This window comes from Marinobacterium lutimaris (assembly GCF_900108065.1).
Taxonomy (GTDB): domain Bacteria; phylum Pseudomonadota; class Gammaproteobacteria; order Pseudomonadales; family Balneatricaceae; genus Marinobacterium_D; species Marinobacterium_D lutimaris.
The window spans coordinates 57,828-70,280 of sequence record NZ_FNVQ01000010.1 but is presented as its reverse complement, the minus strand read 5'-3'; the positions used below and the strand labels follow the sequence as shown (position 1 = coordinate 70,280).

The 12,453-nt window shown below is 56.1% G+C and carries 10 protein-coding genes and 1 pseudogene; 3 read left to right on the top strand and 8 right to left on the bottom strand.

The window, feature by feature from the left end; genetic code table 11:
* A pseudogene (locus tag C4S72_RS26115) lies at nucleotides 1–433 on the bottom strand (transposase); the annotation flags it as partial.
* 53 nt (nucleotides 434–486) lie between these two features.
* On the opposite strand from C4S72_RS26115, the gene C4S72_RS25055 reads away from it, so the two are divergent.
* Nucleotides 487–1,647, top strand: a complete 1,161-nt coding sequence (locus tag C4S72_RS25055; RefSeq protein ID WP_104005944.1) for an IS1182 family transposase — start codon at nucleotides 487–489, stop codon at nucleotides 1,645–1,647.
* A gap of 284 nt (nucleotides 1,648–1,931) precedes the next feature.
* Here C4S72_RS25055 and ptsP read toward each other — a convergent pair whose 3' ends face one another.
* The 4 genes from ptsP to C4S72_RS25040 form a co-directional block, all read right to left on the bottom strand.
* A complete protein-coding gene (ptsP, locus tag C4S72_RS25050) occupies nucleotides 1,932–4,217 on the bottom strand; it encodes a phosphoenolpyruvate--protein phosphotransferase (protein ID WP_104005943.1) in 2,286 nt (761 codons plus the stop codon).
* Nucleotides 4,214–5,554 (bottom strand): Na+/H+ antiporter NhaA, encoded by a 1,341-nt coding sequence (nhaA, locus tag C4S72_RS25045; RefSeq protein ID WP_104005942.1) that lies wholly within the window; start codon nucleotides 5,552–5,554, stop codon nucleotides 4,214–4,216. Before nhaA ends, ptsP begins: the two co-directional genes overlap by 4 nt.
* Before the next feature lie 98 nt (nucleotides 5,555–5,652).
* The gene (locus C4S72_RS25860; RefSeq protein ID WP_160115595.1) at nucleotides 5,653–5,790 is read right to left on the bottom strand and encodes a hypothetical protein; all 138 of its coding nucleotides are present in this window, start codon (nucleotides 5,788–5,790) and stop codon (nucleotides 5,653–5,655) included.
* Nucleotides 5,787–5,951, bottom strand: a complete 165-nt coding sequence (locus C4S72_RS25040) for a DUF1328 domain-containing protein (RefSeq protein ID WP_104005941.1) — start codon at nucleotides 5,949–5,951, stop codon at nucleotides 5,787–5,789. Before C4S72_RS25040 ends, C4S72_RS25860 begins: the two co-directional genes overlap by 4 nt.
* A 718-nt stretch (nucleotides 5,952–6,669) precedes the next feature.
* Here C4S72_RS25040 and C4S72_RS25035 point away from each other — a divergent pair.
* Both C4S72_RS25035 and C4S72_RS25030 read left to right on the top strand, forming a co-directional pair.
* Nucleotides 6,670–7,458: a transglutaminase domain-containing protein gene (locus C4S72_RS25035; RefSeq protein ID WP_104005940.1), complete on the top strand. Its 789-nt coding sequence runs from the start codon at nucleotides 6,670–6,672 to the stop codon at nucleotides 7,456–7,458.
* A 53-nt stretch (nucleotides 7,459–7,511) separates the two neighbouring features.
* On the top strand, nucleotides 7,512–8,357 hold the full coding sequence (locus C4S72_RS25030) for a transglutaminase family protein (RefSeq protein WP_146071939.1): 846 nt from the start codon (nucleotides 7,512–7,514) through the stop codon (nucleotides 8,355–8,357).
* Nucleotides 8,358–8,531: 174 nt separating this feature from the next.
* Here C4S72_RS25030 and C4S72_RS25025 read toward each other — a convergent pair whose 3' ends face one another.
* The 3 genes from C4S72_RS25025 to C4S72_RS25015 all read right to left on the bottom strand — a co-directional run bounded on the left by C4S72_RS25025 (nucleotide 8,532) and on the right by C4S72_RS25015 (nucleotide 12,326).
* The gene (locus C4S72_RS25025; protein WP_104005938.1) at nucleotides 8,532–9,146 is read right to left on the bottom strand and encodes a tyrosine-type recombinase/integrase; all 615 of its coding nucleotides are present in this window, start codon (nucleotides 9,144–9,146) and stop codon (nucleotides 8,532–8,534) included.
* A gap of 237 nt (nucleotides 9,147–9,383) precedes the next feature.
* Nucleotides 9,384–11,390: a TonB-dependent receptor family protein gene (locus C4S72_RS25020; protein WP_235009269.1), complete on the bottom strand. Its 2,007-nt coding sequence runs from the start codon at nucleotides 11,388–11,390 to the stop codon at nucleotides 9,384–9,386.
* Nucleotides 11,391–11,666: 276 nt separating this feature from the next.
* Entirely contained in the window at nucleotides 11,667–12,326 is a 660-nt protein-coding gene (locus C4S72_RS25015) for a GntR family transcriptional regulator (RefSeq protein ID WP_160115594.1), read from the bottom strand.
* Nucleotides 12,327–12,453 lie beyond the last annotated feature (127 nt).

Genomic DNA, 12,453 nt, shown 5'->3' with positions numbered 1-12,453 from the left:
GCAAACGCGATATCCCGGATGCGTTCGGTTAACGCGTCATTCTCGGCGGAGTAGCGAGACTCATAGCGCTGTGTGGCGCGGCATAACCCGACGAGTGAACAGGCCCTACGCTCCGATATCGGTGTCTCAGATCGCATCGTGCGCACGGCCTCGCGCTTGTTCCCGACGGTCAGTACTTTCGGCCCAAAGCAGCCTTTAAGGCTTCGGTATCAAGCATCGCTTCCGCTAGCAGCTTCTTCAACCGCGCATTTTCGTCTTCCAGGGCCTTAAGACGACGTGCCTCTGACACATCCATGCCGCCGTACTTTTTGCGCCATGTATAAAACGTGGCATCTGAGATGCTGTATTTACGACACAGCTCTTTGACCGGGAGACCTGCTTCCGCTTCTTTCAGGATCGGAATGATCTGTTCTTCTGTGAATCGCTTCTTCATGCTCATCGTCCTTCTCTGTGATGAACATTACTAAGAGCTTCATGGATTAGAAAGTGGGGAGCAGGTCAGGAAGACTCAGTCCCGACTTCAAAACCATCGCAGACTTCCGACGTGATAATGGTCCAGCGATCAAGAAGGTTTGCGCTCAGCTCATCGTCATCTGCAAGAACATCGGCATGTTCACTGACTCAGCCCTGGTTATCGATGGCAGCAAGTTCAAGGCCGTGAACAGCAAAGATAACAACTACACGGTTGCGAAGCTCAAGGCTCGGATGGAACAAACAGAAAAGCGGATAGCTCGCTACCTCGATGATTTAGACTTTGCAGACCGACGTGCCGAGGTATTTCCTAAAGAGCGCGTCGATCATCTTGGTCGCTGCCTTAAAGCCGCGAAATCTCTGCTGGTAAAGCTCAAGGCGATTGAGGAAAAGCTCCCGTTAATGCCAGATAACCAAATCTCCATGACAGATCCGGATGCGCGTGCGATGGCTACAAGGGGCAAGGGGACAGGTCTCGTCGGCTATAACGTTCAAACAACAGTGGATGACCAGCACCACATGATCGTTGCGCATGAAGTAACGACAGAAGGACATGATCGCTATGCACTTGCCGCGATGACTGAACAAGGGAAAGAAGCAACGGGCCTGAGTCGGCCAGTCGTCTATGCGGACAGGGGTTACTTCAGCGGAGAACAAATACTCGCCACCCATAATAGTGGCGCGATCCCGTTAGTGCCTCGGCCCAGAACATCGGGGGCTAAAAGTGAGGGCCGTTTTGATAAACGGGACTTTATCTACGTAGCGAAGGATGACGAGTATGAATGCCCGGCAGGGGAGCGTGCGATTTACCGTTTCGATAGTAAGGAGAAAGGGGCGGTGGTCAAAAAATACTGGTCATCCAATTGTCCACATTGCCCGATCAAAGCGCAGTGCACACCCTCGATCTACCGCAGGATAAGTCGGATGGGATATGAGGATATTCTCGACGAGATGCAGGCCCGGATTGATGCAAACCCTGAAGCATCGAAGATCCGAAGGCGAACGGTTGAGCACCCCTTTGGAACGATAAAGAGCTGGATGGGTGCGACACACTTTCTGACCAAGACGAAGACAAAAGTAGCGACAGAAATGAGCCTTCACGTCCTCGCATACAACCTGAAACGCCTCATCGCGATCTTTGGGGTTACAAAGTTCCAGGAGCTGCTCCGGACATAAGAGCCGAGAGCCCTCTTTAGGCCAAAATGCTCTCTAAAATGCTGCCAAGGACGACAGAAAAAGTCAGTTTTCACACGGTCTGGACCCAAAGCGGTCAGTCATGCCCCATGACCCTTATCCCATTTCAGTATCACTAAAATGGGGAAATCTTGGTTAAGCGGGTTGGTCTTTTTTACTTTAGGTCGCGGGTATTTAGAGGGTATTCGATAGGTGTCAATCTTAAGTTTGGTGGGTAGGATCTCTTGCTCTGCGAGCAGGAAGAGCCCTTTGGATCCGCAGCATTATCAGTCGAGATTGCCAGGATGCATCAGAGTGTCGAGACCCGCGTCGACGAGAGCCTGTGTCAGCAGTGAGCGTATAGCACTGGCCTGCTCCAGTTGCAGCACCTGCCGCAGCAAAGCTCTGGCTTGGCGCCGGCTTAACGAATGGATAGCCCACTTGATTCGCGGCAGGTCGCCGGCGCTCAGGCTGAGACTGCTGACACCCATACCGATCAGCAACAGTACCACGGCAGGATCACCGGCCGCCTCGCCGCAGACACTGACCGGTGTGCTGCTTTGCTTGCCGGCGCGGATGATGCGAAGTAATGCCTGAATCACGGCGGGATGCAGAGCATCGAACCAGCGCGCGACACGCTCATTGTTGCGGTCGACTGCGAGCAGGTACTGAATCAGATCATTGGTCCCGACAGAGAGAAAGTCCACCCGCCTAGCCAGTGCCTCGGCCTGGTAGACGGCGGATGGTACCTCGATCATGGCTCCCAGACGAGGCTGCGTGATACTCAACCCCTCCTGCTCCAGCTGCTGACGGGCCCGTTGTATCAGTATCAGAGCCTCGTCCAGGTCTTCGACCCGGCTGATCATAGGCAACAACAGGCTTAGGTTGTTCAATCCGCTGCTTGCCCTGAGCATGGCCCGGATCTGGGTCAGAAACATCTCAGGATGATCGAGCGAAATGCGGATGCCGCGCCAGCCGAGGAACGGATTCGTTTCCTGTACCGGGAAGTAGGACAGTGGTTTGTCTCCGCCAATATCCAGCGTCCGCAGTGTCACAGGTCGAGGATGAAAGGTTTGGAGTACCTTTCGGTAAAGGGTGTACTGCTCCTCTTCGGTCGGAAAGCTGTCGCGTACCATGAAGGGATATTCGGTACGGTAAAGGCCGATGCCTTCGGAGCCAGCGGCGAGCGACGGATTGAGATCGGACAGCAGGCCTGCGTTGGTATACAGCGGAATTCGGAAGCCATCTAGGGTTTGGGCCGTTTGGTCGCGCAGATGACGGAGCGTCTTTGACAGTCTGCGTTCGCGCGCAGCAAGGCTCCGATATTGCCGTTTCAAGCTGACATCAGGTTCGATGCAGAGCCGTCCCTTATAACCGTCGACAATCAGCGACTTACCGTGAAGACTATTGAGAGGGAGAGTGCCGGCAAGGCCCATTACCGCCGGGATACCCATGGAGCGTGCCAGAATGGCAAGGTGTGACAGCCTTGAGCCGTGCCCCGAGATCACCGCTACCAAACGCACGCCCTTAACGGCGGCTAGATCCAGAGGGCTAAGGTCCTCACCGACGAGTATGGTACGTGCGGGATAGCGCTCCTCAGCCGGTTCCAGCGTCTGCAGCTCGTTGAGCAGGGCACGACCGATATCGCGAATGTCATCGGCCCGCTCCCTGAGATAGGGGTCCTCCATGGCTTCGAAATAGCGAGCATGCTCCTGGATGCTATCGCGCAGAGCACCGGGAGCCCAGTTGCCGCTGCGGATGCCGGCCAGCGTGCTTGTTACCAGTTCATTGCTGCGGGCAATCATGGCGTAGACGCGAAACAGTGTGCGGTCTTCCGCCGTTAGCCCCCCTCCTTGTTCCTCGGCTACCCGGTCCAGTTCACCAGCAACGCGGCTGACAGCCGCCTGAAAGACCGCTATCTCGGATTCGATATCGGCTACATCACGATTTGGAATCTGGGCGAGCTCCGACCTGGCGTAGATGACATGTCCGGTACCGGTGGCGATACCCGGTGCACCAATGACGCCCTCGAACAAAGGGCCTGTCGGCACGTTGCCGGAAGCGCTGGCGTTGATGCTGCTGCGGGCTTTGGCCAGTTGGATGCCACCTGCGATTTGCGCCGCCAAGGTAGCTAGCGCTGCCTGCTCGGATTCGCTGAACCGGGATTGCGCCGTTTGTTGCACAATCAGTGTGCCCAACAGCGCCCCCTGATGCATGATGGGGACACCGAGATACACGTGGCAATTGGCATCCAGTTGAGCGGGCAAGGCCTTGCTATCGCAAAGGTTAACCGGTTCTGAACGCTCAGCCACGAGGTTGGCCAGCGTGTCGGCGAATGCGGGCGGTGCGGCAAGATCTCCGAGGCCGTCCCAGACCATCAGTCGCTGCGCATCTAGCCGCACTGGATCTGACAGGTAGAGCAAGCAGATGTCGACCTGGAAGAGATCGCGCACGTCCTTGACGATACCCAGCAAGGCGAGGTCGAGGTTTGGCGCAGCTCCGAGGCTCTGCAAAATGGCATCAAAACGGGTTGTCACGAGCTCGGGCGAACGCGATGCTGATTCTCGAATCATGATCCTCTCCCAGGAGGTGCCGCGCGCTGGGTCAGCAAGAGCGCGATGCCCGCCGTCGCGGAGGTGACCGAGGCCAGCAGAATGCCCAACTTGGCACTGTCAATCAGGCTCGCGTCAAAAGCCAAGTTGGCTATGAACAGTGCCATCGTAAAACCAATCCCGGCGAGCAGCCCGCCGCCGGCCAGCAGTCTCCAACTGAGGTCCGGCGGCCGGGTCGCAAGACCGGTGCGTACAGCCAGCCAGCTGAACACCATAATGCCAATGGGCTTGCCGAGCGCGAAACCGAAGAACACGGCCACGCTGATGGAGCCGTCCAGTTCGTCAAACGACAATGACAGACCGGCGTTGGCAAATGCAAACAGCGGCAAAATGACAAAAACGACCCAGGGGTGTAGAGCCATCTCCAGCCTTTCGACCGGTGACAGCGTTTCACGCGCGGCGATTTCTGCCGTCAGCAATGTTTGCCGGTGCCGGGTATCGCCGCTTCCCAGCTCATCGGCTGGGTGCGCGACGACTTGATTCAGTATGGCATACAGACGTTCGTCGCTGACCCAGCGGCGTGCCGGCGTCATCAGCCCGAGAACGACGCCCGTGATGGTGGCGTGAATACCGGATGCATCTACCAGCAACCAAACTAGAACTCCCACCAGAAAGTAGAGCGGAAAACCACGAAAACCTATGTTCGCCATTGCTCGAATAGCCGCAATGCCGACCGCCGCCAGCGCCAGTGCGCCCCAGGAGAGGTCGCCACTGTAGCCGATCGCGACGACAAGAATGGCCCCGATATCGTCGATGATCGCCAATGAAAGCATGAACAGACGCAGGCTTGGCGGAATGCGTGAGCCCAGTAGTGCCAGGCAACCGATGACAAAGGCTGTGTCCGTCGCCATCACGGTGCCCCAGCCCGCTACCCCGGGTTGGTCCCATTGCAGTGCCAGGTACAACAATGCCGGCACGAGCATGCCACCTGCGGCCGCCGCGATGGATAGCGCGGCCATGCGAGGCTTGCTCAGCTCACCCAATACCAGTTCACGTTTGAGCTCCAGCGCGACGAGGAAAAAAAACAGCGTCATCAGGCCATCGTTGATCCACTCCTTCAGCGAGCGGGCGAACTCGAAACTCCCGACGTTAAACCCGCTCTCGATCTCCCAGAACTCCAGAAAAGGATGGGCCCAGGGGGAGTTGGACAGGGCCAGCGCCGCGACCGTGAACAGCAGCAGTACGGCGCCGCCGGCGGCCTCGATGTGCAGAAAACGGGTAAAAGGTTGGAGCAGCCGATTCACGTAGGCCGGCGGCAGTCGGGTGTAAGACGGTTCAGGCTGCGGATCATCGGTCATGAGGTGTACTCAATCGGTCGGCGAACACGGAAGAGCAAAGCGTATGTGCGGCGTAATTGTGCGCCGCACGCCCTCCGGCAGCGGTCGGTCGCGGCTCGTCAGTAACCTGCAGCAGTGATGCTCTTGCCCGGTCTGAGGTGTGCATATTCATCTTCCGGCAGGGGCGGGCGAAATGCCGATGCCTGCTTGGTGCGGTTCGGAACACCGGTGCCGGCGCTACGCAGTTTCGGCGTCATCTGTGGCGTTTCAGTCCTATAACCAGCGACACGACAAACAGTGCGACAAAGAATACAAACAGGATTCTGATAATCTCGACAGCGCCGGCGGCGACACCGGTAAAACCCAGTAATCCCGCGATGACCGCGACGATAAAAAATACAGCAGCAAAATACAGCATCTGCTTTTCTCTCCCGTTGTGCGATTAATGATATAGCATCAGCGCCGAAGTCCGCGTGTGGTTGCTACTGGATCAGCCGGTCGTTATGGACCGCTTTCTCGCCTTTGACACCTAGCACCTCTTGGAGACTGTTGATATCAACCTGAGAGCTGACGAATCCGCTCGAATGCAAGATACCGTTACTTACAAGATACCCTTACTTGAAAGTCTAGACGTCGATTCCAGAGATAACACGATTCGGGTCTCCGGATGGGGTGGAAAGACGTATATTCCGCATCGTCATCCTTGTGTTCGCGTAGCTGGAGGATCGACTTCGGCACCGTGATCGAACGGCCGATCATGAGGTCTCGGCAGGTCAGGATGTTCACCCGGAGAGCCTGGGGATGACCTAAGCGTGCTATATTGAAACAGTCGTACCGGGGTGTTTTGCTTGTAGCGCTCCCGCAGTAATGCAAGGGCGTAGACCCACGATATGGCATTACCACCTTTCGCCGTGCTGCTAGCCGGTACAGCGGCGTGTTGGTTAACTATTCCGAAGTTTATCCCACGGCCTTTGGGGAAGAGCCCGAATCAATCCGGCGATACTTGGCGTTTTGCCGAATTCCCGGCGGTCCGACCATCTCTCGTCCGCATGTCGACAGGGCTTTGCTGAGCATCGGCAAACTGCTGTTCGAGCCCTTATCCGGTCGCGGATACCTATTCTCCAAGGAGGAACCAAATGTGGTTACGTGCCAGTTGTGACTTAACATTCGATATTGCAGTGCCGACCCCGTTTATTCTCATGCTGCGGCCGCGTAGCGGCGCTAATCAATGGGTTGCGCGTGAGGAATACAACATCGAACCCGTCGTGCCGGTTTTCGAATTCACCGATGGTTACGGCAACCTGTGCCAACGACTGGTTGCTCCCCCAGGAGCGTTTTCGGTCCACACGGTGGCTGACATAATGGTCGCAGATGGCGTCGACAGGGCTCCTGGCGCGCCTTTTGTGAATGTGGAGTATCTGCCGGATGGAGTGCTTTGCTATCTGCTGCCGAGTCGTTACTGCGAGTCTGATCATTTCAACGAAATGGCCGCCGAAATCACCTCGGGGCAGCTGTTGGGATACGACCAGGTTGCGGCGATAGAGGCCTGGTTACGTAGCGCATTCAGCTACGTGCCGGGCAGCACCAGTGCCACCTTGTCCGCCGTGGAGGTGAACACCCGGCAAGTCGGTATCTGTCGTGATCTGGCACATCTCGGCATCGCTTTGTGCCGCAGTCTCAGCATTCCGGCGCGCATGGTTGTGGGTTATCTACATCATTTGGACCCTATGGACCTGCACGCTTGGTTCGAGGCCTACGTGGGTGGCCGCTGGTATACCTTTGATGCCACGCAGTCAGCGTTACGAGGCGGATATGTGGCACTTGGCTACGGGCGTGATGCCGCCGATGTCGCGGTGTTCAATCAATTCGGCCCCGCCTCTTTCGCCACGGCACAGACAGTGCGGGTCGAACAGCTTCATGACTGACGCTGAGCAGGAAGCTGGAAACCTTCAATCATGTGCCGACGAGGATCGCCAGCTTGCTATTTAACATCCAACATCGTACCCACTACACCTACTCTCAACCCGTACGGCTGAGCCCACAGAAATTGCGCTTTTTCCCACGCTGCGACGGCTCGCAGCGGGTCGTCGCTCATCAGCTTAACATCAGTCCTGCACCTCAAGGGCAGAATGAACATCTCGATCTGGAGGGCAATCATGTCACCCAGGTATGGTTTGACGGCGAAACCCAATATTTCGAAATCGAGGTCAGCATGCAGGTCCAGACACTGCGGAAGAACGCTTTCGATTTCCTGTTGGCGCCAGAAACGATGCGGTTACCGATAAGTCACAATCAGGATGCGATCTGCGCCAGGGCCTATCTGGAACGCGGATGGGCGGACGATGCGGTGACCGTTTTCGCGGCGGAACTCAGCCTGGGCGTGAACCGCGATACCTTGCGATTCCTGGACCGTCTCAATCGTTACCTGCACGACGAATTTATCCAGATCCATCGTCACTCCGGCGCGCCACAGGCGCCTGCATTCACCTTGCGCACCCGACGTGGCGCCTGTCGCGATCTCGCCGTCCTGTTTGTCGATTGCTGCCGGGCCGAGGGTTTGGCAGCGCGCTTTGCCAGCGGCTACCAGAAAGGCGATCTGCAGCGCGACCGCCGGGATCTGCATGCCTGGCCAGAGGTGTATCTGCGGGGCGCGGGTTGGCGCGGATGGGACCCAACTCACGGATATATGCTTGCCGATACGCATGTGACCATCGCAGCGGCGGCAGATGCACAGGATACGCTGCCGGTCAGCGGTGTTTTTGTCGGTGGCAGTGCGAGCAGCGTGCTTGATTTTTCTGTGCAGATTCAGGTCGCGGACTCATAGGCGTTATGGATCTCTGTATCGCCCATAGTTTTCCAGATGTCCAAAGGCTCTAGAATCGATCACCCATTGGTATTTCGAACGACCGCTTTGTGCCGATAGATGGTATGGAGACCTGCTAGTCGAACGTCCGCAAAGACCCTTGGTACTACCTCCCTGGTCGTACCAGAATCCTTTCTATGCTTCAGTTTGCTCCGCGAGTTCCAGCGCGTCATCTACTTCTATGCCGAGATACCGCACGGTGCTTTCGAGCTTGGTATGTCCCAGAAGGAGTTGGACGGCCCTCAAGTTTCTGGTGCGTTTGTAGATCAGAGCTGCCTTGGTGCGCCTGAGCGAATGAGTGCCATACGCTGACGGGTCTAGGCCGATGCTGGTGATCCATCTCTTTACGATACGAGCGTACTGTCGAGTGGATATATGTTCAGACCCGTGGTTTCGGCTGAGAAACAAGAAATCGTTTAATTGAGCTTTTGACTGCTCAAGCCAGGCTGAAACCGCATCGCGTGTTTGTGTAGTCAACTCAAACTGAACTGGGGTACCTGTCTTCTGCTGAAGCACTATAGCGCGCGTCTGAATTGCGCTCCCGTGTGCAATGTCGACGACTCGCAGCCGGACGAGATCACAAGCCCTGAGCTTACTGTCGATCGCAAGATTGAACAGTGCGAGCTCCCGCAGATTCCCTGCCAGTTGCAGTCGAATCCGAATCGCCCAGATTTCATGGAGCTGAAGAGGACGTTTCTGACCAACCAGTTTGCCTTTGTTCCAGGCGGATTTTCTGGTTAACGTGTTCATGGCATACCTCCTGAACCTCGTTAGGTAGGGGGTATGAAGTGTAGGGAACAGGGCAACAGGCGACCCAAAGTCGTCATTCGGCGCGCCGTGGCTCAGGCGGGCTAATGGCACAAATCAATAACCAAACCACCTGCCGGACAGGGACCGCTTTGCCAAGGTCCGAGTGCCGACATGGCTGAGTAAGATAAATCCGAATCTATCCCCTGGCCCAGCCAGTACTAGGCCAGGGAGCTTGGATTAAAAGTCGACTTGTGCAGAAAGGATAAACGAGCGTCCCTGACCTGGAATGCGGCCGATTGGGCTCACATCTGCGCCACGGAAATAGTACTCCTCATCAAGCATGTTGTTGGCGGACAGTGCGAGCTGCAACTGTTTGTCGCCACCAAGCTCCAGGTCACGTGCAACACGCGCGTTTACGAGTGTGTAAGCTGGGAGTCTGCCTGCGCTGCCATCTGCCGTTTCGTCCTTGGTGTTGGCGGCATCGGTATAGCTTTCGCTGACGTGGGTACCACTTAGGCTCGCCTGCCATAGACCGTACTGGTAATGCGCACTCGCCCCCAAGTGGTGGCGTGATGCGTTCGCCAGCTCGTTGCCTTTGTAGTCACCGGATAGCTGCTCGGTATCAAGGTAGGTGTAGTTGGCTTCCAGTGTCAGGCGCTCACTTGCCTGCCAGGAGCCAGTAAGCTCCAGGCCCTGAGAGCGAGCTTCGCCCAGGTTCTGATAGCTGTCGCTGGGTCTGTCGTACTGGATCAGATCTTCGTGTTCAATGCGGAAGAGCGTAGCGCCAATATCCAGGTTGTGGGTTGCTTGCAGTCTGGCGCCGATTTCATAGTTCCAGGCGGTTTCATTACCCACCTCACCAGGTTTGGTGACCTGCGCAGTCTGAACCGGTACCAATGAGCGCTGGGTGTTCGCAAACAGGAAAACATTATCGGTGGCGTGGAAACCCAGCGTCAGGCCCGGGAGTACCTCGTCGACGTTATTGTCATCCTCAAACCCGGAAATACCATCGGAGTAGTCGGTACGAACCGTTTCATAACGAATGCCCGGGGTCAGCTCGAAACGGTCATCCATCATGAAAATTGTATCGCTGGCATAGAGGGCCCAGGCATCGGTCTCAAAATTCCAGTCGCGTACGTTGCTGTATGCGCCGGTGGCCAGTTCCAGGCGGTTAACGTCGAAATCAACCTCTTCGCGGATGTAGCGCGCGCCGAAGATCATTTTGTGATTGCCGTTCCATAGCGTCAGGCGTGGCTCGGTACCGTACACAGTGAACAAGCGGGGTGAGTCCGCGACATGGGTCGACTCCAGGGATGGGTCGGCCCAGTGATCACCGGTGCCTAGGCGCTGACCGAAAAAGAAGGTGCGGTCTGCGTCGTGAGCAAAGTTACGCCACTGGAATTCAACATCGTTATTCGGGGTGTAGGTCCAGGTCAATGTGCCGCGAAGCATGTCAGCGTCATAGGCGTCGTAGGGGCGTTGAGACTGGGTGCTATCGTCCTTGTATGCCTGGGCACTCAGTGCACCCGGCAGTTCTGCATCCACATCGTAGTATTGCAGCTGCGCGGTAATCTCGTTTTGATCATTCGGCGTGTACTGGGCATCCAGAATGAAATTCGATACATCAGTATCCGAGTGATCTCGAGCGCCGTCGCCGTTCTGGGTGTTGATCTGGAATTGAAGGGCGAGGTCTTCGTTAACGGCGCCGCCTATGCGGTAGTAAAAGTCGTTCAGCACATGGCCGGTTTCTTCGGCGATGGTGATCTGCTCTCGTACTGTCTGTTCGAGCTCTCGTGGAATAGGTCGGGTATGAAGGTTTATTACGCCGCCCAGGTTATTCGGTCCGTAATGTACGGCTGCACCACCACGCACTATGTCGATGCTCTCCACGCTAGGCAGGGTGACCGGAAAGAGAGATACGCCCACGTTGGTGTAAGGCCCGATTGCGATAGGGTAGCCGTCGACAAGGAACTGTACCCTTTCGCTGCGCAAGGGGTTCATGCCGCGTACCCCGATGTTGGGCAATATGCCGGTGCCGGTCTCATCGAGAACCTGAAGCCCTGGAGTGCTGCGCAATGCATCTTCCAGGTTGAGAGCGCCGCGTTCATGCAGCTCTTCCTGGGTAACGACATCCCGTGCACCGGGGTAGGTCTTTACCTCTTCCTCGCTGCCGCTTCCGAGCCAGTCACCGGATACGACGATCGCGTCCATCGAGGTTTCGGCCTGGACAGCTGACGTCATCATAGCTGCCAGGCATCCATAAAATAGGGCTTTTCTTTTGAAACGCGGGGCTGTCTGTCGGAGTGCGGCGCTCATCTTACTGCTGTCCTCGTAGTAGATTCAGAAGCTGCGAAACACTCGAAAGTGGCAGACCCCGTCAAAAGGGGAGGCTATGGGTCTGCGAATTCCGAGTGCTCAACACAATACGGAAGCGATAGTAGGACTAAATTGGCGCCAATACAATATAATGATAATGATTCGCACTCGTTTTATCATAAGTGCGTGGGTTAAGGCGTGCTCTCAGCTGCGCATGAGCTCGGGATAGGCCTGGCGCCAGCGGTTAAGATGGGTATGGATAACGGCCTGAAGGCGCACGAGGTTTTTCTCTTTAAGTGCCTGCACCATGTTGATGTGATCAAGTGCGCTGTCGCGCTGGATGGTTTTTTTCGACCAGCCACGATTGGCGCTGCCAACACCGCGTTCTCTAAGGTCAGAGATCATCTGGGAGAGATGCTGGTTGCGATAGTAGGCATTGAAGCAGCGGTGGAACTCTGCATTAATCCGGAACATCTCTTCAAATAGGTCGTCATCAACAGCTTGCAGAAAAGCTTCGGCCAGGGACTCAAGCCGCTCTATACCGGCGGCATCGATATTGGCGAGCACGTTTGCGGCGGCCGCGCATTCAACCACTTCACGCGCTGCTGTCAGCTCGATCCGCTCCTGCAAAGAGTGTTCGATAACACGGTAGCCCTTGTAGGGCTCGTGGTGGAGGAAGCCGCTGCTTTGAAGTTCGCTGAAAGCAGACCGGACGGTAAATCGATTAACCTGGAACGTCTGCTCGATGTCGATCTGCTTAAGCCATTCGCCCGGTCGATACTCGCCGTTGGTGATCTTTTGCTTAAGGCGGGCGACCAGATCCTGGGTGGCCTGGTCAGTCAGCGTTTTCTTGACGTTTGTCATCGGTTTCCTTAGAAAATTCGTCCCTGCTGTAACGCGCTGCATTTTACACCGGCTCGTTGTAAGGAAAATACCTGTCGGTATTGGCGCCAATTATGACATAATGCGCCAAGCTGGTATTAAATGAGAT

Bases quoted from the DNA above. Each gene is read 5' to 3' on its own strand.
- C4S72_RS25020 (WP_235009269.1), bottom strand. From the start codon at position 11,390: ATGATGACGTCAGCTGTCCAGGCCGAAACCTCGATGGACGCGATCGTC.
- nhaA (WP_104005942.1), bottom strand. From the start codon at position 5,554: ATGACCGATGATCCGCAGCCTGAACCGTCTTACACCCGACTGCCGCCG.
- C4S72_RS25025 (WP_104005938.1), bottom strand. From the start codon at position 9,146: ATGAACACGTTAACCAGAAAATCCGCCTGGAACAAAGGCAAACTGGTT.
- ptsP (WP_104005943.1), bottom strand. From the start codon at position 4,217: ATGATTCGAGAATCAGCATCGCGTTCGCCCGAGCTCGTGACAACCCGT.
- C4S72_RS25860 (WP_160115595.1), bottom strand. From the start codon at position 5,790: ATGACGCCGAAACTGCGTAGCGCCGGCACCGGTGTTCCGAACCGCACC.
- C4S72_RS25035 (WP_104005940.1), top strand. From the start codon at position 6,670: ATGTGGTTACGTGCCAGTTGTGACTTAACATTCGATATTGCAGTGCCG.
- C4S72_RS25015 (WP_160115594.1), bottom strand. From the start codon at position 12,326: ATGACAAACGTCAAGAAAACGCTGACTGACCAGGCCACCCAGGATCTG.
- C4S72_RS25040 (WP_104005941.1), bottom strand. From the start codon at position 5,951: ATGCTGTATTTTGCTGCTGTATTTTTTATCGTCGCGGTCATCGCGGGA.